Here is a 23415-nt window from a genome sequence, read left to right as displayed (position 1 = left end):
CGTGGGTCGGAAGAAGTTGGCGGCGATCCTCGCCGCAGCCGTGGTGTTGCTCAGCGGCTGTTCCCCTCTTGACGAGTCGGAGTTGAAGCGTCTCGCGCTTCCGATCGCCGGCTCGGATCGTTCTGAGCCCATGTGGAACCTGTGGCTCGGCGCGTGGATCACGACGCTCGTGGTCTTCGTGGTGGTGTTCGCGCTCATCCTCTACGCGCCCATCCGCTACCGGCGCCGTCGCGGCGACGCCGCGGGCCCCTCGCAGGTCCGGTATAACCTCCCGATCGAGGTCCTGTACACGATCACCCCCGTGATGATCGTCTCGGTGTTCTTCTTCCACACGGTGCAGGCACAGAGCACGATGCTCGAGGACGTCGAGAACCCCGATCACACGATCGAGGTCGTCGGCAGCAAGTGGCAGTGGACGTTCAACTACCTCGAGCCCGACGCCACCGACGGTCAGGACGTCTACGACCAGGGCGACACCGAGCACCTCCCCGACCTGTACCTGCCGGTCGACGAGTCGGTCGAGTTCCAGCTGAAGTCGCCCGACGTCATCCACTCGTTCTGGGTCCCGGAGTTCTACTTCAAGATGGACGTGTTCCCGGGAAGCCAGGAAAACAGCTTCACGATGACTCCGAACCGCGAGGGCACCTTCACGGGTCGCTGCGCCGAGTTCTGCGGCATCTACCACACCCGCATGCTGTTCAACGTGCACGTCGTTTCCCGCGACGAGTACGACGCGCACCTGGAGGAGCTCGAGGAGGCCGGCCAGACCGGTCGCCCGCAGGGTCCCTCCGAGGCGACCAAGATCGCCGGCACGCCTGATGACAGAGGAGAATGATGGCCACCACCGCGGCGTTCGACGAGGGCAGCGCTTCCCCGTCCGTCCTGCTTCCGCGTGAGCGCACGATCGGTCAGAAGATCGTCACGATCCTGACCACGACCGATCACAAGCTGATCGGCAAGCTGTACCTGCTGACCTCGTTCGCCTTCTTCTTGCTGGGCGGCGTGCTGGCGCTGATCATCCGTGCGGAACTGGCCCGGCCCGGATCGCAGATCGTCGGCGACGAAACGTACAACCAGCTGTTCACGATGCACGGCACGATCATGCTGCTGTTGTTCGCGACGCCGCTGTTCTTCGGTTTCGCCAACATGATCGTGCCGATCCAGATCGGCGCTCCCGACGTCGCGTTCCCGCGACTCAACATGTTCAGCTACTGGATGTTCCTGTTCGGCGGTCTCATCACCGTCTCGGGCTTCATCGTGCCCGGTGGCGCTGCGGCCTTCGGCTGGTTCGCCTACCTGCCGCTGAGCGACTCGATCCACACGCCGGGCATGGGCGGTGACCTCTGGGTCATGGGCCTGTACATGGCCGGTCTGGGCACCATCCTCGGTGGCGTCAACTTCATCACCACGATCTTCACGATGCGCGCACCGGGCATGACGATGTTCCGCATGCCGATCTTCACCTGGAACGCGCTCGTGACGAGCCTGCTCGTCATCATCGTGTTCCCCGTGTTCGGCGCCGCGCTGCTGGCGTTGGCGGCCGACCGCATGCTCGGCGCGCACGTGTTCGATGCCGCCACGGGCGGTCCGATCCTGTACCAGCACCTGTTCTGGTTCTTCGGCCACCCCGAGGTGTACATCATCGCGCTGCCGTTCTTCGGCATCATCACCGAAGTCCTGTCGGTGTTCAGCCGCAAGCCGGTCTTCGGCTACGTCGGCCTGGTGTTCGCGACGCTGGCCATCGCGGCACTCTCGGCCACCGTCTGGGCGCACCACATGTTCGTCACCGGCGCGGTCAACCTCGGGTTCTTCTCGTTCATGACGCTGCTCATCGCGGTGCCGACGGGCGTGAAGTTCTTCAACTGGATCGGCACGATGTGGGGCGGCTCGGTGTCGTTCGACTCGCCGATGATGTTCGCCCTGGGCTTCCTGGTCACCTTCCTCTTCGGTGGTCTGACGGGCATCATCCTGGCCTCGCCGCCGCTGGACTTCCACCTCTCGGACAGCTACTTCGTCGTGGCGCACTTCCACTACGTGGTCTTCGGCACGGTGGTGTTCGCGATGTTCGCGGGCTTCTACTACTGGTGGCCGAAGATGACCGGGCGGATGCTGAACGAGAAGCTCGCCAAGATCCACTTCTGGCTGCTGTTCATCGGCTTCCACCTGACGTTCCTCGTGCAGCACTGGCTCGGTGTGGCCGGCATGCCGCGGCGCTACGCCGACTACGGCGCGCTCGACGGGTTCACGACGCTCAACGAGATCTCCACGATCGGCGCGTTCCTGCTCGGAGCCTCGACGCTGCCGTTCCTCTACAACCTGTGGGTCTCGCGCAAGGCGCCGATGGTCGGACTCGACGACCCGTGGGGCTGGGGACGCACGCTGGAATGGGCGACGTCCTCCCCGCCGCCGCGGCACAACTTCACCAAGCTGCCCCGGATCCGTTCGGAGAGCCCGGCGTTCGACCTGCACCACCCCGATCTCGCAGCGCTGGAGATGCGGCAGAACCCGGCGGAGACGGACACCCTGTCGGATGCCCCTGACATCGAGAACCGCGAAGAGGCCCTCGGCGACAACAACCGCCGCGGCGACAAGGATGGTGAGTGAGCCGTGAAGAACGAGTTCTGGATCCTCGCGGGCTGCGCGGTCTTCTTCGTCTTCGTCACGCCGGTCTACTGGGTCCTGTCGGGCGATCCGACGGGCACCACGGCGCTGACGATGACCCTCCTGCTGTGCCTCATGCTGGTGCTCTACCTGGGGTTCGTCAGCAAGCAGGTGCACCCCCGTCCGGAGGACCTCAAGGACGGCGAGATCATCGACGGTGCCGGTGAGCTGGGCTTCTTCCCGCCCTTCAGCTGGTGGCCGCTGTGGGCCGCGCTGGTGTTCGGCGTCCTGATGCTGGGCGTCGTCGTCGGCTGGTGGCTGTTCCTGCTGGCGGTGCCGTTCGGAGCCGTCGTGGTCGTCGGCTGGGTGTTCGAGTACTACCGCGGAGTCCACGCGCACTGAGCGACTGGACGAGGAGATCACCGTGACTACACTGTCACGGTGATCTCCTCGTCGTTTGTGCGTGGTCTGACCGCTGCGCTGTTCGCCGTCCTGCTGTTGAGTTCGTGCAGCAGCGACGGCGATTCCTCGTTCACGCCCGTCGCCAATGAGCCCGCCGCCGAGCTCCAGGCGAACGTGACCGACGGCGCCACCGACGTCCCCGTGGACACGGTGGTGACGGTCGACGTGTCGCACGGCGCGATCGACGGGGCGACCGTGCGCGACACCACCGGCGACGCGGTCATCGAGGGAACCGTCGAAGGCGATCGCTGGACGGCGGCTGAGCGGCTGGAGCCCGGCGTCGCCTATCGCCTCGAGGCCCAAGCCACGGGCGAGGATGGGGAGACCGTGGAGCTGGCGGCCGAGTTCACGAGTCAGGCGCTGACGCTCGATGAACAGACCTACCCGTCCGTCGTGCCGTTACAGGGGGAGACGGTCGGCGTCGGCATGCCGGTGATCGTCATGTTCGACATCCCGGTACAGGACAAGGCGACGTTCGAGCAGCACATGACGGTGACCTCGGACCCGGCCGTCGAGGGTTCCTGGAACTGGCTCAACGACCGCACGGCCCACTGGCGGCCCAAGGACTACTGGCCCGGGGGCACCTCCGTGCACGTCGACCTGCAGCTGAACAGCCTGCCCGCCGGCAACGGCATCTATGGTCAGCAGGACCAGGTCATCGACTTCCAGGTCGGCTCCTCGGTCGTCTCGACGGTGGACGTGAACGCCCACACGATGACCGTGCAGATCGACGGGCAGGTCGCGCGGACGATCCCGGTGTCCACGGGCGCGCCGCAGTGGGCGAGCCGTGAGGGCACCAAACTCGTGATGGAGAAGCACGCGTCGATCGACATGGACGCCGCCACGACCGGCGTGGACTCCGCCGACCCGAACTACTACAACCTCAAGGGCGTCAAGTGGGCCATGCGCCTGACGAACTCGGGCGAGTTCGTCCACGCCGCCCCCTGGTCGGCCGGCTCACACGGGCGCGCCAACGTCAGCCACGGTTGCGTCGGCATGAGCACCGAGAACGCGGCGTGGCTGTACCAGAACTCCAAGCGCGGCGACGTGATCACGTTCGTGGGCAGCACGCGTCCGTTGGAGGCGCAGAACGGCTGGACGGACTGGAACGTGGACTGGGAGACCTGGAAGGCCGGATCGGCCCTCTCCGGCGCCGCTGAGCCGGCTCCGGGCGCGTAAGCGGCCGCGTGGAGTAGAGACGGGATCGCCGCACGTGGCGTTCTCGCCCCTGGTGGGCGCGGCTCACCCTCGTCGAGGCGCACGCCGCGCCTGTGGCGCGACCACCCACGTTCGGCTCACCCGGAGCACTCTGGACGGTGGGTGACGTCCGACCGTCCGTGCGCTTGGGCGGTGCCGGTCGACCTGACGTGCGCTTGGGCGGTGTCTGGTCAACCTCACGCACACCCGGACACTAGTCAACCTGACGCGCTCCTGGGCGGTGTCTCGTCAACCTCATAATGCGGGTGATGCGTTGCTGAGACACCGCTGCGCACGTGATGCGTTGCTGACGCACCGCCCGCTCGCGTGATGCGTTACGGACGCACCGCCCTCCGGCCGGCAGCGGGGGAGGCGGCTGAAAACGGCGAAGGGCCGCTCCCCGGTGGGGAGCGGCCCTTCGCCGCGATGCCGGTGGGGCCGGTGCTCAGTGCACCCGCGGAACACCGGTCTCGGAGACGCCCTGGAAGTCCTCGCCGAGTTCGACGGGGTGCTCGTTCGAGCCCCGCAGGTGCTCTTCGGCGTGGGCCATGTCCTCGGCCGTCGGCTTGTCGACGACCGCCGCACCGTAGTAGTAGAAGCGGCGGAGGCGGTGACGCAGCCGCTCACGTCGCGAGCGCGGTGCGTCGACACCGTTCTCGTCGACGAGCTCGGGTGCCTCGATCTGCTTCGGACGCTCCTTGGCGGCGGTGAGCGCGTACTGCTTGGCCAGCGGCATGGCCGCGTGACGCTCCGAGTAGCCGCCGTCGGGGGAGCGGTCGATGACTCCGGTCTCGTACCCGTGGGTCAGGACCTCGTTGTCCTTGCGCTGCAGGCTGATGCAGATCCGGCGCGTGATGAGGAACGCGACGACCGGGCCCACGAAGATGCCCACCCGCAGGAACCACGTGATGGCGTTGAGATCCAGCCCGAACTTGAGCGCGATGACGTCGTTACCGCCACCGATCCAGAGCAGGCCGAACCAGGTCATGCCGGCCACGCCCAGGCCCGTGCGCGTCGGGGCGTTGCGCGGACGCTCGAGCAGGTGGTGCTCACGCTGATCGCGCGTGATGGCCCGCTCGATGAACGGCCACGCGCCGAGCGCGACGAACAACAGCCCGAGGAAGCCGAGGCCGGGGATGAAGACGCTCATCGCCCAGGTGCTGCCGAACCAGGACCACTCCAGCGGCGGGAAGATCCGCAGGGCACCTTCGGCGAAGCCCATGTACCAGTCGGGCTGGGAGCCGGCGGTGACCTCGGCCGGGTTGTAGGGGCCGTAGATCCACACGCCGTTGACGGTGAATGTCGCGGCCATCACGGCGATGACACCGAACACGATGAAGAAGAAGCCGCCGGCCTTGGCGATGTACACCGGCAGCGCCGGGTAGCCGACGACGTTCTCGTTGGTGCGTCCGGGGCCAGGCCACTGGGTGTGCTTGTGGTAGACGAGCAGCAGCATGTGCGCGGCGATGAGGCCGAGCAGCAGTGCCGGGATCAGCAGGATGTGGACCATGTAGAGCCGGCCGATGATCTGGTCGCCCGGGAACTCGCCACCGAACAGGAAGAACGAGACGTGCGTACCGATGAGCGGGATCGACTTGATCATGCCGTCGGCGATGCGAAGGCCCGTGCCCGACAGCAGGTCGTCGGGGAGCGAGTAGCCGCTGAAGCCGGCGAGAATGCCGAGCATGAGCAGGCCGAGTCCGATGAGCCAGTTGAGCTCACGGGGCTTGCGGTACGCGCCGGTGAAGAACACCCGCAGCATGTGCACCATCATCGCGGCGATGAACAGGTGCGCCGCCCAGTGATGCATCTGGCGCAGCAGAAGCCCGCCGCGGATGTCGAAGCTGATGTCGAGCGAGGAGGCGTACGCGACCGACATCTCGACCCCGTTGAGCGGTCGGTAGGAGCCCGTGTACGTCGTCTCGGCCATGCTCGGGTCGAACCACAGCGTGAGGAACACGCCGGTGATCAGCAGCACGACGAAGCTCCACAGTGCGACCTCGCCCAGCATGAACGACCAGTGCTCGGGGAAGACCTTGCGGAGGTTCTTCTTGCCGGCGCCGGCGAGCCCGAGACGGTCGTCGAGCCACCCGACGGGGCCGGCGAGCTTCTTGCCGGTCGACGTCTGTTCGACGGGGGTATAGGTCTGGCTCATGCCATCTCCTCGTCAAGCTTCTTCTGATCGCGGTCGAGGAAGGAGTAGGAGGGACCGACGATCTCGGGGAAGTCGCTCACCGCGACCAGATAACCCTCTTCGTCGACCGCCAAGGGCAGCTGCGGCAGCGGCCGGAACGCGGGGCCGAAGATCACCTTGCCGTTGTCGGCGAGGTCGAAGGTGGACTGGTGGCACGGGCAGAGCAAGTGGTGGGTCTGCTGCTCCCAGAGGCTGATCGGGCAGCCGACGTGCGTGCAGATCTTGGAGTAGCACAGGATGCCGTCGATGCCCCAGTTCTCGCGGCCCTCGGCCGGAGTGATGTCCTCCGGACGCATCCGGACGAGGATGACCGCGGCCTTGGCCTTGGCGTTGAGGACGTCGTGGCCGTGCATGACCGGGTGGCCCTCGTCATCGGTTTCGTAGAAGATCGCCGGCTGACCGTTGACCAGCTGGCCGACCTCGATGTCCGACGGCCGGATGGGCTGGCCCGAGACGTCGTTGACGACGCGCATGCCGGGCTGCCAGACCGTGTGCATGAGCTTGTCGCCGGGCAACGGCCCCAGATCGCGCAGCATGACGATGGCCGGCAGGCCCATGGCGCCGAGCGCGCCGAGCAGGCTGTTACGGATCAGCGGACGGCGTCCGATGCCGGACTCCTCGATGCCGGCGTTGATGTCGGCCATCACCGCCGTGCGGTCGTCGTCGGAGGAGCGGGCGGGGTGGCGCATCTCGATGATCTCGTGGTCACCCATGAGCTTCTTGGCCCACTGGATGATGCCGGTGCCGATGAGCAGCAGTGCAGCACCGAGCGTGAGGCCGAGGGTGAAGTTCATGGCCGACCAGCCGCCGTTGCCCGCGCCGTCGACGAAGATCAGCGCGTCCTGGTCGATCGTGAAGTAGGCGACACAGAACCCGAGCAGCAGCAGCGTCGCGACGCCGAACATGGCGGCGATCTGACGCTCCGTGCGCTTCTCCTGCGCCGCGTCGACGTCCTGCGGACGGTACTGGTGCTCCGGGAGACCCGGGTCGGCGATCGGGTCGCCGACGGGAGCGGTCTTCTCGAGTTCCTGCGTCATCGCTTCTTCGTCCTCGTTCCGTGCCAGCCGATCCAGATCGCGAATCCGACGAGCGACCCGAGCGCCACGAGCCAGGCCCAGACGCCGTCCACGACGGGACCGAGGCTGCCGCCGCTGACACCGCCGTAGTTCGGCTGCTCGGAGATCGTCTTGATGTAGGCGATGACCTTGAGCTTCTCCTCGGGGGTGATGACGTCGTCGGAGAAGACCGGCATCTGCTGAGGGCCGGTCTGCATCGCTTCGTAGATGTGCTTGGCCTCGACGCCGTCGAGGGACGGGGCGTAGCGGCCGTTGGGGAGGGCGCCGCCGGCGCCGACGGAGTTGTGGCATGCCGTGCAGTTGGTGCGGAAGAACTCGCCGCCTTCGGCCAGGCCCTCCTCGTCGACGCTCTCCCAGTCGAGGTAACGCTCCTCGGGGATCTGCGGGCCGGGAGCCAGCGAGGCGATGTAGGCGGCGAGCTGCGCCGTCTCTTCCTCGGTGTACTCGTCGGCCTTGCGCGGCGCCTGAGGTGCCGTCTGCGCCATCGGCATCCGGCCGGTGCCGACCTGGAAGTCCACGGCCGCGGCCCCCACGCCGATCAGCGGCGGGCCGTAGTTGCCGGCGCTGCCGTCGGCAGCCTCGGTCACGACGCCCTGAGCGTTGACGCCGTGGCAGCTCGCGCAGCCCACGAGGAAGAGCTGGCGCCCCGCCTCGATATCGCTCGTCGACGCTGTCTCTTCAGCGGTGGCGGCCTTCGGCGCCACAGCGGCGTACAAGCCGCCCGTGATGAGCAGCCCCACCGCGAGAACTAACAGTCCGGCCAGGGGGTGCCGGCGTCTGGTCGACAATGTGCGCACCGAGAACCTCATTCCGTGATGACTTCAGCGTATCCCTGGACACCCAGGTCGAAAATTGTGAGGTGAGCCTTGCTCACTGGATCAGATAGATGGCCGCGAAGAGCGCCACCCAGACCACGTCGACGAAGTGCCAGTAGTACGACACGACGACCGCCGAGATGGCCTGTTCGTGGGTGAACTTGCGCGCCACGTAGGTGCGGCCGATGACGAGCAAGAAGGCGATGAGGCCACCGACGACGTGGATGCCGTGGAAGCCGGTGGCGAGGTAGAAGAGGCTGCCGTAGGCCGAGCTCTGGATGGTGAGGCCGTGGTGGACCAGCTCGGCGTACTCGAAGGCCTGGCCGCCGATGAAGATGGCGCCCATGATGTAGCTGAGGATGAACCACTCACGCATGCCCCATTGCGCGACGTTGAGCAGCGAACCGACCCGCCCGGCACGCCCGCGCACCGCGGCGAACACGCCGAACTGGCACGTGAACGAGGACAGCACGAGGATCGTGGTGTTGGCCGTGGCGAACGGGAGGTTCAGCAGCTCGGTCTCCTGAGCCCATAGCTCGGGCGCCACGCTCCGCACCGTGAAATAGGCAGCGAAGAGCGCTGCGAAGAACATCAGCTCGCTCGAGAGCCAGACGATCGTTCCGACCGTCACATACGACGGCCGTCCTTCGACGCCGTGGAGCCGGGACGCGGGAATCGCTGAAGTAGTCGCCACGCCTTCATTATGTACGATTCGGTTGTGACCGATGACCACACCCTGCGTGTCCTCTTGTACAGCGACGATCGCGAGGTTCGCACCGCAGTGAAATCGGCGATCGGAGAGCGTCCGCACCCCGATCTCCCGCGCGTGGAGTTCGTCGAGGTTGCCACCGAACCGGTCGTCTTCCAGCGTCTCGACGAGGGCGGGATCGACATCGTCATCCTCGATGGCGAGGCGGTGCCCGCCGGCGGCATGGGGATCGCGCGACAGATGAAGGACGAGATCTTCCACGCTCCGCCGGTCATCGTCGTGACCGCCCGGGACGAGGACGCGTGGCTGGCCACGTGGTCGCGGGCGGAAGCGGCCGTGCCGCACCCGATCGACCCCTTCCGGCTCGCCGAGAGCTTCCTCGAGGTCGCTCGCACGCGACTCGCCACGAAGCGATGAGCCGCACCTGGCCGCAGCTGCTGTCGACGCTCGTCGCCGGCCGCGACCTCGATCACCCGCAGGCCCAGTGGGCGATGGAGCAGATCCTGTCCGGTGAGGCCTCCGCAGCCCAGATCGCGGGGTTCTCGATCGCGCTGCGCGCCAAGGGGGAGACCCTCGACGAACTGCAGGGGCTCGTCGACGCGATGTACGCCAAGGCCACCACCTTGCAGCTGGACGACCGCGTCGTCGACATCGTGGGGACGGGCGGCGACATGGCCAAGACCGTCAACATCTCCTCGATGTCGGCCGTGACGATCGCCGGCGCCGGCATCGGTGTCGTCAAGCACGGCAATCGTGCGTCGTCCAGCCAGACCGGCACCGCCGATGTGTTCGAGCGTCTGGGCGTTCGGCTCGACGTCCCCGCTGAGCGGATCCTCGACGTCTACGCCGAGGCGTCCATCACGCTGTGCTTCGCGCCGGTGTTCCACCCGTCGTTGCGCTACGCCGGTCCGGTGCGCCGTGAGCTGGGTGTCCCGACGGTGTTCAACTTCCTCGGTCCGCTGACCAACCCCGTGCGACCCGCCGCGATGGCGATCGGTTGCGCCGACCCGCGGATGGCTCCGTTGATGGCGGGCGTGCTGGCCCGGCGCGGTGCGGAGGCGTTCGTGTTCCGCGGCGACGACGGCCTCGACGAGATCACGGTCTCGGACACCACGCAGGTGTGGCTCCCCGACACCGACGGGAGCATCAGGGCCGAGACGTTCGATCCGCGGGACGTGGGCATCGCGCTGGCGGGGCCCGAGGCGCTGCGCGGCGGCGATCCGGAGTACAACGCCGAGGTGTTCCGACAGGTGATGGCGGGGGAGAAGTCCCCGGTCCGCGACGCGGTCCTGCTCAACGCGGGGGCGGGCATCGCCGCCCACGAGGCTGGCGAGGGCACCTTCACCGAGCGCATCGCCCGCGGCGTGGAGCGAGCAGCGCAGTCCATCGACTCAGGCTCCGCCCAGGCCGTGCTCGACCGCTGGAGCGCCGCCACGCAGCGCATCGCGAGCTGAGTGACGGGCGGTGCGTGCGCAACGTCTCGTCAGGTCGACCACGCACCGCTCAGTGCGCGGCGCGGCGATCGGTACGGGAGGGGCGGTCGCCTCAGTCGAGGCCGATGGAGAACGCGTCCTCGAGGTCGTGCTTGCTCAGGGCGCGGAAGGCGATCTGCGTGTGCGTGCTGAGAACGCCCGGGACCTTGTTGATGCGGTCGGGCACGACCTCCGCGAGATCCTCGTGCGAGCGCACGCGCACCATGGCGATGAGGTCCAGGTCGCCGGTGACCGAGTAGACCTCGCTGACCCCGGGGATCTCGGCGATCTGTTCGGCGGTCTCGGAGATGGACGAAACCTCGGCTTCGATGAAGACAATCGCGGTGATCACACAGCGAGCATAGAGCGGTCGACCTCGTAGCGGTCGAGATGGCGGGCCGTGCTCCAGCGCGGGGAGGTCCAACTGCCCTCGATCAGCCGGACGCCGGGTTGCTCGAGCCACCGCAGGATGGCTTCGGTCTCCTCGACGAGTCCCGACGGGCACGGACCCCGTCCCGGTGAGACCGTCTCGGCGCCGGCCACCAGCGCCTCCAGCCACGGCCAGGTGGCAGTGCCGCGCCGCAGGATCCCGGCGGCGGCAAGCCGGCCGAAGCGCACGACGTGAACCTCCCAGCCGTCGTCGTGGGGCGCTGCGGCGACGAGGTGCGGTTGCTCGGTCAAGGAATTCAGCCGCTGGCTGCGGCGGGCGCCGCGCAGGAAGGCGGCGAGCCGGTCGCGCCAGGCACCGGCATCCTCGAAGCGCTCGACCGATGCCAGCTGGGTCATCTTGTCCTCGACATGGCGCACGACGTGTGCTGATGGATCGCCGTGCAGGGCGGCGCGGAGGCGCTCGACCTCCTCGCCGTAGCGCTCGGCGTCGACGCTGCCGTCGCACGGCGAGAGGCAGCGACCGAGCTCGGCCAGGGCGCAGGGCGATCGGCGGGGGACCTTGCCGAAGCGCGTGGTGCACTGACGCACGCGAAAAGACTCGTGCAGCGCGGCCACCGCGGACTCGGCGGCCGCGCGGCGGAAGGGTCCGATGTAGTCCGCGCCGTCATCGAGGACGCGCGTCACGATGGACAGTCGCGGCCACGGCTCGGAGGTGAGCTTGATCCAGGACTGGCGGTCGGGGAACTTGGACCGCCGGTTGTACGGCGGTCGGTGGGCGTCGATGAGCCGGAGTTCGCGGACCTGGGCCTCGAGGGCGGTGGCGCACACGACCGGGTCGACGCGCTCGGCGAGCGCGATCATCTCGCCCATGCGCGATCGTGTCTCGGCGCGGGTGAAGTACGAGCGGACGCGGCGTCGCAAGGACCGGGACGTGCCGACGTAGAGGACCTCCCCGTCGCTGCGCCGGAACAGGTAGACCCCCGGAGCGTCGGGGATGTGGTCGGCGAGGTGACGCTTGGCGCGCTGGGCAGGGGAGACCGACGCGGTGAAGTCGCGGACCTCTTCGAACGTGGTGACCCCGAGCGAGCCGAGCCGTTCGAAGAGGGCGTGCAGCACGTCGACGGTGGCCCGGGCATCGGTGAGCGCGCGGTGGTCCGGCGTGACCTCGGAGAACTTCGCCGCGAGAGTGGCGAGCTTGACGTTGGGCACCTCGTCGCGCAGGAGGGCCCGCCGGGCGAGGACCGCGGTGTCGAGGACCTCGAAGCGCGGCCAGGGGAGACCCAGTTCGCCGGCCGCGTGTCGCAGGAAGCCGGTGTCGAAGGGCGCGTTGTGCGCGACGAGCACGCAGCCGTGCGCGAACTCCAGAAAGCTCGGCAGCACCTCGTCGATCCGGGGAGCGTCGATGACCATCTGGTCGCTGATCCCGGTCAGCACGGTGATGAACGCGGGGATGGACTCGTCGGGATTGACCAGCGTCTGGAACTCGCCGAGCACCTCGCCGCCGCGGATCTTGACGGCGCCGACCTCGGTGATCTTGGACCCCTTCGCCGGCGAGCCGCCGGTGGTCTCGAGGTCGACGACGCAGAACGTCGTGTCCAGGAGCGGACGGCCGAGGTCGTCGAAGGTCGGTTGGATCACCACGGCGGACACGCTAGGCGGACCCACTGTCAGTTCCGGGCTCCGGACGGCCGGTGGCGCGGCGGATGACGCGACTCGCCGGAAATGTCAGTGACCGTCCGTAGCGTCACCTCCATGAACCAGCACAACTTCGCCGCGACGCCTCCTGGACGGCCGGGCGACCACGACACCGAGAGTCTCGTCGTCGACTGTGACCGTTGCGTCGTCCGCAGCCCCGGCGCGTGCGCCGACTGCGTCGTCAGCGTCCTGCTCGGGCCACCGGTGCACGATCCGGTGCAGATCGACGAGGAGGAGCGCGCTGCGCTCGACGCGCTCGCCGGCTCCGGACTCGTCCCGCCCCTGCGGCTCGTGACCGTCACGCCGTCGTCGCCCCCGGACCCGGCGGGGGCCTGACCGAGCAGCACGCGGCAAAAACGTCGTCCAGCTAACAGCGGGGCGAGTTGATCCGCCCCCGGGCGGGTGCCTACAGTGGGGTCTTGTGTCAGCGGAGACCTCGGCCGACCGGTCGGGACGCTGCCACCGCCGAATTGCCTTCGGGCGAACCGGGGAACCACCACTTTGGGGTGAATCGGTCAGGCTTGGTGTCTGACCGTAGGGCAGCCTTGAGCCCGAACCCGTCAGCTCACCCGGTAGGCGTCGAGGATTGCAGGAGATGATCCGTGCCGCGAACGCACCGAGTCGCGCCCTTGCGAGCGATCGCCGTGGGTTCCACGTCCCTCGCACTCGCCGCAGTGCTGTCCCTCTCGTCCGCGCACGCCGATCCGCAGGTCACCCCTGCCGACGTCGAGCGCGCGTTCCATGCCGCCGAGGCGGCTAACGAGGAGGTCAACCAGCTCGCTGAGGAGCAGGAGACCCTCACCAAGCGCATCGACGAGCTCACCGCCGAGATCGCCAGCGTGCAGGAAGAGTACGAGGCCCAGCGCGCCGAGCTCGAGTCGGCGATCGTGCAGCAGCATCTCGACGCTCCGCTCGGCCCGACCGTCAACCTGCTGGCGAGCAAGGATGCCCAGGTCTTCCTCGACGGCCTCAGCGCCGTCGACGCGCTGAACACGTCGCGCGCCGAGGCGCTCGACGCCTTCGGCGACACGAGCCGTGAGCTGAAGAACCGCCAGAAGAAGCTCGCCGAGCACCGCAAGAGCCTCGATGCCGCTGTGGCCGAGGCCGAGGCGAAGAAGGCCGAGGTCGAGGCCAACTACGAGCGCGCGCAGGCCGACCTGGAGCGCTTGGAAGCGCCGCAGCGCGAAGAGCTCACCGCTGCGGGCAACACCCAGGCGCCCGTCGACACCCCGCCGGCCAGCGGTAACGCTCAGGCCGCCATCAACTTCGCTCTCGGCCAGCTGGGCGATCCCTACGCGTACGGCGGCACCGGCCCCGACTCGTGGGACTGCTCCGGTCTGACTCAGGCCGCGTGGGCTGCGGCCGGCGTCTCGCTGCCGCGCGTCGTCGGTCCCCAGGTCAACGCCGGGACCCGCATCCCGATCAGCGAGGTGCAGCCCGGAGACCTCGTGGCCTACTCGAGCATGTCGCACATCGGCATGTACATCGGCAACGGCCAGGTCATCCACGCCCCCCGCCCGGGTAAGACGGTCGAGATCGTCGGCTTGAGCGGCTTCTCGGTTGCCTCGCGCGTCGGCTGACCCTGACGCCTCGCGCCCGCGGTCGACGCTGCGGGCCAATCTTCTCGCGCTCGCGGCCCTCGTGGTCGTCGGCGGCGCCCTGCTGCTGTGGCAGCAGCCCTGGCGCACCGGCGATCCGGGGGCCGCGAGTGTCGTGTTTCCCTCCGACGCCGTCCGGCGGATCGACCAGCAGCTGGCGGCGATGAGCGAGACCGCCGCGACCGGGTCGTTCGTCGAGGCCGCCGGATCGGGGAACGTCGCGCAGACGGTGTCCGACGCGCTGCGCACGGTCGGGACCGCATCGTTGACCCTTCGCTACCTCGACGGTGGACAGGCGCCCTCGCGCGACGACGGCACCACCACCGTCACGACCCGGGTCGCCTGGGCCGCGGACGGCACGGTGCTCCCGGCCGGGGAGCGTCGCAGCACCGTGGTGCTCCGGTTCTCCTACGACGGCGAGCGCTTCGTGCTCGCCGGTGCCGAACCCCACGAGGACGACCCGTTACCGCTGTGGCTCGCCGGTCCCGTCACGGTCGAGAACGGCGATTCCAGCACCGTCGTGCGCGTCGGCGACGGCGCGCCCACCGACGGCGTCGTCGGCCTCGCCGACCGGGCCGCAGCCGACGTCGCAGCGGCGCTCGGTCCCGACGTCGCCGATCGCGTCGTCGTGGTGGCCCCGGCCAGCACCCGGCTCCTGGCCCGCCTCGTCGGTCGTGCCCCCGACGAGGCCGCCGCGATCGCCGCGGTCACCACGCGCCTCGACGCCGGCTCGGACGCGGCGGCGGTCATCGCGCTCAATCCCACCGTCTTCGCGCCGATGGACTCTCGTGCCCGGCAGATCGTCATGACCCACGAGGCCGTGCATCAGCTGACCTCGGTCGTCGGCTCGCCCACGGAGGACACGATGTGGGTCGTGGAAGGATTCGCCGACTGGGTCGCGCTGCGCGAGGACGACGCGGGCCTGGAGGAGAGCGCTGCCCGCATCCTCGGCGAGGTCCGGGCCGAGGGCCCGCCCGAGCGGCTCCCGACACGTGCGGACTTCGCGGACGCCGCCCGGGTCACCGCGGTGTACGAGTCGGCGTGGCTCGCCATCCGCATGCTCGTGGAGCAGCACGGCTTCGAGGCGGTCACCGAGTTCTACGGTCGGGTGACCGGCGGCGAAGCCGTGAGCATCGACGCGGCGCTACGCGAGACGATGGGAACCGATCTGGCGACCGTCGCGGCCCAGTGGCGCGACTACCTGACGTACAACGCCTCGACGGTGTCGTGAAGGTCGCGCAGCACCGCGTGCCGCTTGACCTTGAACGACGGCGTCAGGTACCCGTTCTCCTCGGTCCAGTCCTCGTCCAGCACGATGAACTTGCGGATGGACTCGGCGCGTGAGACCTGGGCGTTCGCCTCGTCGACGGCCGCCTGGACCGCCTCGTCGAGCGCCGGGTCGTCGAGGTCGCCGGTCCAGTGCTCTCGGTCGATCGTGACGAGTGCGGCGATGAACGGCTTGCCGTCACCCACGACGAGACACTGGCTCACGTAGGGATGGGCTCGGACGCGGTCCTCGAGGATGCTCGGCGACACGTTCTTGCCGCCCGCGGTCACGATGATCTCCTTCTTGCGACCGGTGATCTTGATGAAGCCGTCCTCGTCGATCTCGCCCACGTCGCCGGTGTGGAACCAGCCGTCGGCCTCGAGCACCGCGGCAGTGGCCTCCGGGTTGCGCCAGTAGCCGCGGAAGACCTGGGGCCCGCGGAACAACAGCTCACCGTCGTCGGCCACCTTGACCTCGGTGTCGGGGAAGGGGACGCCCACGGTGCCCATCCGCTGGCGGTCGACGCGGTTGACGGCCAGGGCTGCGGTGCTCTCGGTCAGGCCGTAGCCCTCGAGCACGGTGACCCCGATGCCGCGGTAGAAGTGCCCGAGCCGGGCGCCGAGCGGTGCGCCGCCGGAGATGGCGTACTCGGCTCGGCCGCCCAGGGCGTCGCGGAGTTTGCGGTAGACGAGCTTGTCGAACAACGCGTGCCGGGCACGGAGCCACAGACCCGCGCGGGCGCCGTCCTCGGTCGCCCGGCTGTAGGCGATGGCGGTCTGGGCGGCGCGGTCGAAGATCTTGCCCTTGCCCTCCGCGTACGCCTTGCTGCTCGCGGAGTTGAACACCTTCTCGAAGACCCGTGGCACCGCGAGGATGAAGGTGGGCTCGAACTCACCGAGGTGCTCGACGAGATCGGGGATGTCGGCCGTGTGGCCGAGCACCGCCCCGGCGCGGATCGCGCCGATCTGAATGATCCGGGCGAAGACGTGCGCGAGGGGGAGGAAGAGGAGGGTCGAGGCGCCGGGCTGCGCGAACATCTGCGGCAGACTCGACAGAGCGCCGCCGAGCTCGGCGCGGAAGTTGCCGTGCGTCAGCTCGCAGCCCTTGGGCCGCCCGGTGGTGCCGGAGGTGTAGATGAGGGTGGCGATGGAGTCGGGGGTGAGCGTGGCGAGCCGCTGGTCGACGAGCTCGTCCGTCACGTCGGCTCCCGCGTCGGCCAGCGTCGTCAGGACGTCGTCGAGCAGACGCACCTGCTCGACCTGCGGAGCGTCCTCGCGCGACTGCTCGACCCGCTCGCGGTGCTCGTCGGTCTCGACGAAGACGTGAGTGGCGCCCGAGTCCGACAGGATCCAGGCGATCTGGGCGGCGGAGGACGTCTCGTAGATCGGCACGGTGATCGCGCCGGCCCACCAGATGGCGTAGTCGAGGACGGTCCACTCGTAGCGGGTCTTGGCCAGCAACGCGACCCTGCCGCCGGCTTCGACTCCCTCGGCGATGAGACCCTTGGCGGCGGCCACGACCTGCGCGTGGAACTCGCGAACCGTGACGTCCTGCCACGAGCCGTCGACGCGTCGACGCAGCGCCACGGCGTCCGGGGCGGTGCGAAGTCGGTCCAGCAGATCGAGCGAGAGGTTACCGAGATCGCGCGTCGTCGCGGGAGTGCTCACAGCCCACCACCCTACTCCCGTGGATCGGCTGAGGACGGTGGCGGTGGCTAGGCTGTGGCGTGATCGGGACCGCCGGTCCTGCACGTCGACGAAGGAGGGACCGATGGCGCGCACCGAGAGCGACATCGTGATCGCCGCGCCCGCGCCCACCGTCATGGCGGTGATCGCCGACTTCGCGTCCTATCCCTCGTGGGCGACCGGCATGCAGGAGGTCACCGTGCTCGAGGCCGGTGAGAACGGACGCGCCGAACGGGTACGCTTCCTGCTCGCCGCCCCGCCCATCCGCGACGAGTTCACCTTGGGCTACCGCTGGGAGGGCGACGACGCGGTGTCGTGGAATCTGGTGGGCGACGCGTCCATGCTCACCGCGATGGACGGCGCCTACCGGCTCGACCGGCTGGACGAGAACACCACTCGGGTGACGTACCAGTTGCGTGTCGACGTCTCGGTGCCGCTGCTGGGCATGCTCAAGCGCAAGGCGGAGAAGGTCATCGTGGACACTGCGCTCAAGGGGCTGAAGAAGCGGGTCGAGACCGGTGACGCCTGAGCGAGGAACGGGGGAGAAGCATGGCTGAACGACTCGCCGTCGGTATCGACATCGGCGGCACCAAGATCGCGGCCGGCGTCGTCGACGAGGACGGCCGCGTGATCGCCAGGGCGCGGCGCGAGACGCCCACGACGGACCCCGTCGCGATCGTCGATGCGATCGCCGACGTGACCACGCAGTTCCGCGCGGAGTACACGGTGCGGGCCATCGGGATCGGCGCGGCCGGGTACGTCGACGTGTCCCAGTCCACCGTGTTGTTCTCTCCCCACCTGGCCTGGCGCCACGAGCCGTTGCGCGACGCCGTGGCGCGGCGCACGCGGCTTCCCGTGCTCGTGGACAACGACGCCAACGCCGGCGGCTGGGCCGAGTGGCGCTTCGGGGCGGCGCAGAACGAACCCGACCTGGTGATGGTCACGCTCGGCACCGGGATCGGCGGGGCCATCGTCATCGACGGCCAGCCCTACCGCGGGCACTTCGGAATCGCCGGGGAGTTCGGCCACATGCGCGTGGTTCCCGACGGGCTGCCGTGCGAATGCGGCAACGTCGGCTGCTGGGAGCAGTACGCGAGCGGCCGGGTCTTGCAGCGGCGCGCCCGGGCCGCGGCGCTCGAAGGGAGCGAATTCGGGCGGAAGCTGCTCGCCGAGGCCGGCGGCGACATGGAACGGATCGACGGTTCCTCCGTCGGCCGCCACGCCCTCGCGGGTCACGACGTAGCGCGGGGGTGGGTCAGCGACGTGGGCGACTGGCTCGGCGTGGGACTCGCCAACGTGGCGGCGGCGGTCGACCCGGGGCTGTTCGTCATCGGCGGCGGCGTGAGCGAGAACGGGGAGTTGTTGCTGAGCCCGGCCCGGGCCGCCTTCGCGCGCACCTTGACCGGCCGTGGCTACCGCGCCGAAGCCCGCATCGTCGGCGCGCACCTGGGCCCGGATGCCGGTCTGATCGGGGCGGCCGACATGGCCAGGCTCACAGCGCGGCGCCGTCGTCTGGCCAATCCCGGTGCGAGGGCCCGCGCTCGGGCAGGTGCCAGACCAGCCAGGCCACCGAGACGACCGCGACGAGCGTGAGCACGGCGAGCAGCTCCGTCGGGAGCCAGAACCCGACCACGGCCGAGAGCAGCGCGAGGACGGGAGCGGCTGCGACGCCGGCCCAGGCCAGCCCGGTTCCCCGGGCCGGACGCAAGCGGGCCGGGGGCACCTGGCGGTAGAACGGTTCCTCGTCCACCTCGTCGGCGTCCTGCAGTTCGCTGGGGAGTTCCTCGGCGTCGTGGGCCGCGCGCTCACGCTCCTCCTCGCGGCGGGCGTGCTCGGCGGCGGCCTGGTCCAGATCGGGCAGGCCGTCCACGTCCAGCTCGAGCCCCTCGACGATCCGGTCGAACTCGTCGCGCTCGTCGCGCTCGGTCATGACCACATCCTCGCACCGCCGAGGGCGTGACGGCGAGGGGAGGTATCGTCCTCTCGTGCTCTACTGGTTCTTGAAGTACCTGGCGCTGGGTCCGCTGCTGCGCGTGATCTTCCGTCCGTTCGCCGAAGGGCTCGAGAACGTGCCGCGTCAGGGGCCGGTGATTCTCGCCGCGAACCACCTGTCGTACAGCGATTGGCTGTTCATGCCGCTGGTGATGCCGCGTCGGGTGACCTTCGTGGCCAAGGCGGAGTACTTCGAGTCCCCGGGCGTCAAGGGTTGGCTGCAGAAGAAGTTCTTCGGCGGCACCGGCCAGGTCCCGATCGACCGCACCAGCGGATCGGCGGCCGCAGGAGCGCTCAAGACCCAACTGCGGCTGCTGTCCGAGGGAGAGGTGTGCGGCATTTTCCCCGAGGGGACGCGGTCGCACGACGGGAAGCTCTACCGCGGCCGTACGGGCGTGGCCCGGCTGGCGCTCGAGGCCAAGGTGCCGGTGATCCCCGTGGCGGTGCTCAACACCGACGTCATCGCTCCGCCCGGCAAGATCTTCGGCACGTTCGCTCGTCCGGGCGTCAAGTTCGGCCGGCCGCTGGACTTCAGCCGCTACGAGGGGTTGGAATCGGACCGTTTCATCCTGCGCGCGATCACCGACGAGATCATGTACGAGATCATGAACCTCACCGGCCAGGAGTACGTGGACCTGTACGCGCAGGACGCGAAGAAGCGGGACAAGGAGTTGGCCGAGGCCGCCGCAGCCGAGCGCGAAAAGGCCGAGTCCGAGGGCGTCTGGGACGAACTCAACGAGTGACCTCGTCCGGTCGGTGAAACCGCGTCTCGGCCGTGGGGACCCGCCGCGTATCCTAGTGCGGTGAGCATTCCCAGCCTTGACGACCTTCATGCGATCGGCGCCGCACAGCAGCCGACGTATGCCGATCAGGTCGAGCGCGATCGTGCGGTCGACACGCTGCGGAAGATGCCGCCGCTCGTGTTTGCGGGCGAATGCGATGCCCTGCGCGACAAGATGGCCGCGGTCTCCCGCGGGGAGGCCTTCCTCCTCCAGGGCGGCGACTGCGCAGAGACGCTCGAAGGCGTCACCGCCGAGAACACCCGCAACAAACTGCGAGTGCTGTTGTCGATGGCGGTCGTCCTCACCTACGCCGCGAGTGTCCCGGTCGTCAAGGTCGGCCGCCTCGCCGGGCAGTTCGCCAAGCCGCGCTCCAGCGACACCGAGACCCGTGAGGGCGTGACGCTGCCGGCCTACCGTGGCGACGCCGTCAACGGCTTCGACTTCACCCCCGAAGCCCGCCGACACGACCCGCAGCGGCTGCTCGACGTCTACCACGCCTCGAGTGCGACCTTGAACCTCATCCGCGCGTTCACCACGGGCGGATACGCCGATCTGCGGCAGATGCACGTGTGGAACACCGACTTCGTGCGCAGCAGCCCGGTAGGGGAGCGGTACGAGCGGATGGGTGCCGAGATCGATCGTGCGCTCGCGTTCATGGCGGCCATCGGCGCCGATCCGGCCGAATTGCACGCCGTCGACTTCTACTCCTCGCACGAGGCGCTCATTCTCGAGTACGAGCACGCACTCACCCGTATCGACTCGCGCACGCAGTTGCCGTACGACGTCTCGGGGCACTTCCTGTGGATCGGCGAGCGCACGCGTCAGCTCGACGGTGCGCATGTCGAGCTGCTGCGTCACATCGCCAACCCGATCGGCGTCAAACTCGGACCCACGAGCACGCCGGACGACGCCATCGCGCTGTACGAGAAGCTCAACCCTGAGCGCATTCCGGGCAAGGTCACCTTCGTGACCCGGTTCGGCGCCGACAAGATCCGCGACCTGCTGCCGCACCTCATCGAGAAGGTCAGCGCGGCCGGGGTCGAGGTCGCGTGGGTCACCGACCCGATGCACGGCAACACGTTCGCCACCGAGAACGGTTACAAGACGCGTGACTTCGACGCGGTGATCGACGAGGTGCGCGGGTTCTTCGAGGTGCATCGCTCGCTCGGCACGTGGCCCGGCGGGCTGCACGTCGAGCTGACCGGCGACGACGTCACCGAGTGCGTCGGCGGCGGGTCACGGCTGTCGGCCGCCGACCTCGCCCATCGCTACGAGACGCTGTGCGATCCGCGGTTGAACCGCGCGCAGTCGCTCGAGCTGGCCTTCCTCGTCGCGGAGATGCTCTCCGGCCGCTGAGCTCGGCAGCCGTTGTCGAGAGAACGTTCGATGCCCCGCGAGTGGTGCACATTGTTTCGCGAGTGGTGCAGATTCGCGGTCGCTGAGCTCGATCGGTGACGAATCTGCACCACTCGGCGAGGCGGACGCGGGTGGATTCGTTCAGCTGAGGAAGACCGTCACGGTTTCGCCTCTGCGACGCTCGGTGCCGGCGCTCGGGCTCTGGAACCGCACCTTGGCGCCGTCGCCGGCGAGCGGATTGCGGGTGGCGTTGAGCTTGAGCCCGAGTTCTTCGAGGGCCTTCTTGGCGTCGGCCTCGGATTTGCCGCCGAGGTCGGGGACCTTGACCAGCTCCGGGCCCTTCGAGACCACGAGCGTGATGGTGTCGCCGCGGAACGCCGATCCGCCCTGGGGCTGCTGGGAGATGACCCGGCCCTGCTCGACGTCGTCGCTGAACTCCTCCTGGACGTTGACGAGGAACCCCACGCCCTGAAGTCCGTTCGTCGCTTCGTCGACGGGCTTGCCGACGTAGTCGGTGATGGCGATCGGCTCGCGGCCCTGACTGACCACGATGTCGAGTGCTGTGCCGCGCTTGACCTGCGCTCCCACCTCGTGATTGGTGACGCGGATGATGCTGCCTTGCGGGATCTCCTCGTGGAATTCCTCGACCGTGTCGCCGAGGGTCAGGTTGAGCGAGCCGACGATGGTCCGTGCCTCATCGACGGTCTTGCCGGCGAGGTCGGGAACCTCGTAGCGCTCCTGGCCCTTGGACAGGGTGACCGTGATGGTGGTGTCGGGCAGGACCTGTTCGCCGGCCGCGGGATCGGTCGAGATGACGTGGTCGGCGGGCACGTCCTCGGAGAACGCGGCCGGCGCGAACTCGACGTCGAAACCGTCGGCCTGGGCCGTGGACACCGCTTCGTCGCGCGACAGTCCGGTCAGTTCGGGGGCGTCGACATAACGGCCGACGGCGAGATACCAGCCGCCGAGGGCGGTCAGCGCCAGTGCCACGAGGGCGGCGAGCAGCAACAGGGCCCCGCGCCGGGACTTCTTGCGCGGGGGCGGATCGGCTTCTTCAGACGTGGCCGCGTCGGCCGGCTGCGACCAGGTGACCGTCGGCTCGGCGATCGCCGTGGTGTGAGCGGTGTCGGCCGCGGAACCGAACGGCGCGAGGTCGACCGCCCGGGTGGGCTCGTCCTCGCTGGCCCGCGGCGCCGAGGGGAGCAGGTCGGCGGTGAGCTCGGGATCGTCCTGGGCGCCGTCGGCCAGCGCGCGCCGGACCTGCCGGACCTGGTGGAGCAGGGCCCGGGCGTCGGGGGAGCGGCGCTCGGGATCGCGAGCGGTGGCCCGGGCGACGAGAGCGTCGACGTAATCGGGCAGGCCGCCCACGAGCGTCGAGGGCGCTGCGACGTCGACGTTCACGTGCATGTACGCGACCTGAATGGGCGTGTCGGCGACGTGGGGCTTGCTGCCGGTCAGCATCTCGAACAGCATCGCGCCGCAGGCGTAGACATCGGCTCGAGGATCGGAGCCGCGGTGCAGCACCACCTCGGGCGCCAGATACGACACGGTGCCGATGAGGGCGCCACCGCTGTGCGTCGTCGAGGTGCTGACCGCCCGGGCGAGCCCGAAGTCGGCCACTTTGACCTCACCGTTCGGGGTGATGAGGACGTTCTCGGGTTTGACGTCGCGGTGGATGAGCTTGGCCGCGTGCGCCTCGGACAGCGCCTGCAGGATGGGATCGAGATAGGCGAGTGCCTGCTGGGGAGACATCGGGGCTTCATCGCGCAAGACGTCGCGTAGCGTGCGGCCCGGCACGTACTCCATGACGAGATACGTGAAGTCGCCGTCGGTGCCCTGGTCGAAGACGGCCACCACGCTGCGGTGATTGAGCTTGGCCGCGGCCTTCGCCTCGGAGACGAAACGCTGACGGAAGTCGTCCGCATCGCCGAGACCGGCATGCATGATCTTGACGGCGACGATGCGATCGAGCCGGAGGTCGGTGGCGCGAAAGACGCTGGCCATGCCGCCGCGCGCGATCCGTTCGTGGATCACATAACGGCCGTCGAGCGTGTGCCCGACCAGCGCTTGATCGCCGGTGACCGTCACCGATACCTCCTCGCGGCATGCGTCGTGGGCCGGTGG

22 protein-coding genes and 1 riboswitch are annotated in these 23415 nt (G+C 68.9%); of the genes, 13 read left to right on the top strand and 9 right to left on the bottom strand.

Going from position 1 to position 23415, the window contains the following annotated elements:
* Nucleotide 1 precedes the first annotated feature (1 nt).
* The 4 genes from ctaC to D9V41_RS08585 are packed head-to-tail and all read left to right on the top strand — an operon-like array spanning nt 2 to nt 4242.
* Nucleotides 2-835, top strand: coding sequence for an aa3-type cytochrome oxidase subunit II (ctaC, locus tag D9V41_RS08600; protein WP_243697210.1), 834 nt, complete (start codon nt 2-4; stop codon nt 833-835).
* A complete protein-coding gene (gene ctaD, locus D9V41_RS08595; protein ID WP_481725499.1) occupies nt 832-2604 on the top strand; it encodes an aa3-type cytochrome oxidase subunit I in 1773 nt (590 codons plus the stop codon). Before ctaC ends, ctaD begins: the two co-directional genes overlap by 4 nt.
* A gap of 3 nt (nt 2605-2607) precedes the next feature.
* Nucleotides 2608-3003, top strand: a complete 396-nt coding sequence (locus D9V41_RS08590; RefSeq protein WP_121794142.1) for a cytochrome c oxidase subunit 4 — start codon at nt 2608-2610, stop codon at nt 3001-3003.
* Between the two features lie 39 nt (nt 3004-3042).
* Nucleotides 3043-4242: a L,D-transpeptidase gene (locus D9V41_RS08585; protein WP_243697209.1), complete on the top strand. Its 1200-nt coding sequence runs from the start codon at nt 3043-3045 to the stop codon at nt 4240-4242.
* Between the two features lie 463 nt (nt 4243-4705).
* Here D9V41_RS08585 and qcrB read toward each other — a convergent pair whose 3' ends face one another.
* The 4 genes from qcrB to ctaE all read right to left on the bottom strand — a co-directional run bounded on the left by qcrB (nt 4706) and on the right by ctaE (nt 9039).
* On the bottom strand, nt 4706-6415 hold the full coding sequence (gene qcrB / locus D9V41_RS08580) for a cytochrome bc1 complex cytochrome b subunit (protein WP_121794141.1): 1710 nt from the start codon (nt 6413-6415) through the stop codon (nt 4706-4708).
* On the bottom strand, nt 6412-7491 hold the full coding sequence (gene qcrA, locus D9V41_RS08575; RefSeq protein WP_121794140.1) for a cytochrome bc1 complex Rieske iron-sulfur subunit: 1080 nt from the start codon (nt 7489-7491) through the stop codon (nt 6412-6414). The genes qcrB and qcrA overlap by 4 nt, the downstream gene beginning before the upstream one ends.
* Complete coding sequence (gene qcrC / locus D9V41_RS08570) at nt 7488-8327, bottom strand: cytochrome bc1 complex diheme cytochrome c subunit (protein ID WP_166375960.1); 840 nt, start codon at nt 8325-8327, stop codon at nt 7488-7490. Before qcrC ends, qcrA begins: the two co-directional genes overlap by 4 nt.
* A 73-nt stretch (nt 8328-8400) precedes the next feature.
* Nucleotides 8401-9039: an aa3-type cytochrome oxidase subunit III gene (ctaE, locus tag D9V41_RS08565; RefSeq protein WP_121794138.1), complete on the bottom strand. Its 639-nt coding sequence runs from the start codon at nt 9037-9039 to the stop codon at nt 8401-8403.
* A gap of 24 nt (nt 9040-9063) precedes the next feature.
* On the opposite strand from ctaE, the gene D9V41_RS08560 reads away from it, so the two are divergent.
* Both D9V41_RS08560 and trpD read left to right on the top strand, forming a co-directional pair.
* A complete protein-coding gene (locus D9V41_RS08560; RefSeq protein WP_121794137.1) occupies nt 9064-9471 on the top strand; it encodes a response regulator in 408 nt (135 codons plus the stop codon).
* Nucleotides 9468-10508, top strand: coding sequence for an anthranilate phosphoribosyltransferase (gene trpD / locus D9V41_RS08555; protein WP_121794136.1), 1041 nt, complete (start codon nt 9468-9470; stop codon nt 10506-10508). Before D9V41_RS08560 ends, trpD begins: the two co-directional genes overlap by 4 nt.
* 91 nt (nt 10509-10599) lie before the next feature.
* Here trpD and D9V41_RS08550 read toward each other — a convergent pair whose 3' ends face one another.
* Together D9V41_RS08550 and D9V41_RS08545 are read right to left on the bottom strand one after the other, a co-directional pair.
* On the bottom strand, nt 10600-10878 hold the full coding sequence (locus tag D9V41_RS08550; protein ID WP_121794135.1) for an Lrp/AsnC family transcriptional regulator: 279 nt from the start codon (nt 10876-10878) through the stop codon (nt 10600-10602).
* On the bottom strand, nt 10875-12557 hold the full coding sequence (locus D9V41_RS08545) for a DEDD exonuclease domain-containing protein (protein ID WP_243697208.1): 1683 nt from the start codon (nt 12555-12557) through the stop codon (nt 10875-10877). Before D9V41_RS08545 ends, D9V41_RS08550 begins: the two co-directional genes overlap by 4 nt.
* A gap of 111 nt (nt 12558-12668) precedes the next feature.
* On the opposite strand from D9V41_RS08545, the gene D9V41_RS08540 reads away from it, so the two are divergent.
* From D9V41_RS08540 to D9V41_RS08530, 3 genes are all read left to right on the top strand, one after another.
* Entirely contained in the window at nt 12669-12947 is a 279-nt protein-coding gene (locus D9V41_RS08540; RefSeq protein WP_121794273.1) for a hypothetical protein, read from the top strand.
* 117 nt (nt 12948-13064) lie between these two features.
* A riboswitch (cyclic di-AMP (ydaO/yuaA leader) is annotated at nt 13065-13205 on the top strand.
* Between the two features lie 8 nt (nt 13206-13213).
* Entirely contained in the window at nt 13214-14191 is a 978-nt protein-coding gene (locus tag D9V41_RS08535) for a C40 family peptidase (RefSeq protein ID WP_121794133.1), read from the top strand.
* Nucleotides 14172-15440 (top strand): hypothetical protein, encoded by a 1269-nt coding sequence (locus D9V41_RS08530; protein ID WP_121794132.1) that lies wholly within the window; start codon nt 14172-14174, stop codon nt 15438-15440. The genes D9V41_RS08535 and D9V41_RS08530 overlap by 20 nt, the downstream gene beginning before the upstream one ends.
* Here D9V41_RS08530 and D9V41_RS08525 read toward each other — a convergent pair.
* Nucleotides 15407-17143, bottom strand: a complete 1737-nt coding sequence (locus D9V41_RS08525; RefSeq protein ID WP_243697207.1) for an AMP-dependent synthetase/ligase — start codon at nt 17141-17143, stop codon at nt 15407-15409. The genes D9V41_RS08530 and D9V41_RS08525 overlap by 34 nt on opposite strands.
* A 103-nt stretch (nt 17144-17246) precedes the next feature.
* On the opposite strand from D9V41_RS08525, the gene D9V41_RS08520 reads away from it, so the two are divergent.
* Nucleotides 17247-17690 (top strand): SRPBCC family protein, encoded by a 444-nt coding sequence (locus D9V41_RS08520; protein ID WP_121794131.1) that lies wholly within the window; start codon nt 17247-17249, stop codon nt 17688-17690.
* Between the two features lie 20 nt (nt 17691-17710).
* The gene (locus D9V41_RS08515) at nt 17711-18754 is read left to right on the top strand and encodes an ROK family glucokinase (protein WP_121794130.1); all 1044 of its coding nucleotides are present in this window, start codon (nt 17711-17713) and stop codon (nt 18752-18754) included.
* Here the strand turns inward: D9V41_RS08515 and D9V41_RS08510 are convergent.
* Entirely contained in the window at nt 18654-19091 is a 438-nt protein-coding gene (locus D9V41_RS08510; RefSeq protein ID WP_121794129.1) for a hypothetical protein, read from the bottom strand. The genes D9V41_RS08515 and D9V41_RS08510 overlap by 101 nt on opposite strands.
* Before the next feature lie 55 nt (nt 19092-19146).
* Between D9V41_RS08510 and D9V41_RS08505 the strand changes: the two genes are divergently transcribed.
* Both D9V41_RS08505 and D9V41_RS08500 read left to right on the top strand, forming a co-directional pair.
* Nucleotides 19147-19896, top strand: coding sequence for a lysophospholipid acyltransferase family protein (locus D9V41_RS08505; RefSeq protein WP_121794128.1), 750 nt, complete (start codon nt 19147-19149; stop codon nt 19894-19896).
* A gap of 60 nt (nt 19897-19956) precedes the next feature.
* Entirely contained in the window at nt 19957-21291 is a 1335-nt protein-coding gene (locus tag D9V41_RS08500; RefSeq protein WP_121794127.1) for a class II 3-deoxy-7-phosphoheptulonate synthase, read from the top strand.
* A gap of 141 nt (nt 21292-21432) precedes the next feature.
* On the opposite strand, the gene pknB is transcribed toward D9V41_RS08500, so the two are convergent.
* Nucleotides 21433-23379: a Stk1 family PASTA domain-containing Ser/Thr kinase gene (pknB, locus tag D9V41_RS08495; protein WP_166375958.1), complete on the bottom strand. Its 1947-nt coding sequence runs from the start codon at nt 23377-23379 to the stop codon at nt 21433-21435.
* Between the last annotated feature and the right edge of the window lie 36 nt (nt 23380-23415).

It is taken from the genome of Aeromicrobium phragmitis (genome assembly GCF_003674095.1).
Taxonomy (GTDB): domain Bacteria; phylum Actinomycetota; class Actinomycetes; order Propionibacteriales; family Nocardioidaceae; genus Aeromicrobium; species Aeromicrobium phragmitis.
This window is presented reverse-complemented; position numbering and strand designations above follow the sequence as displayed.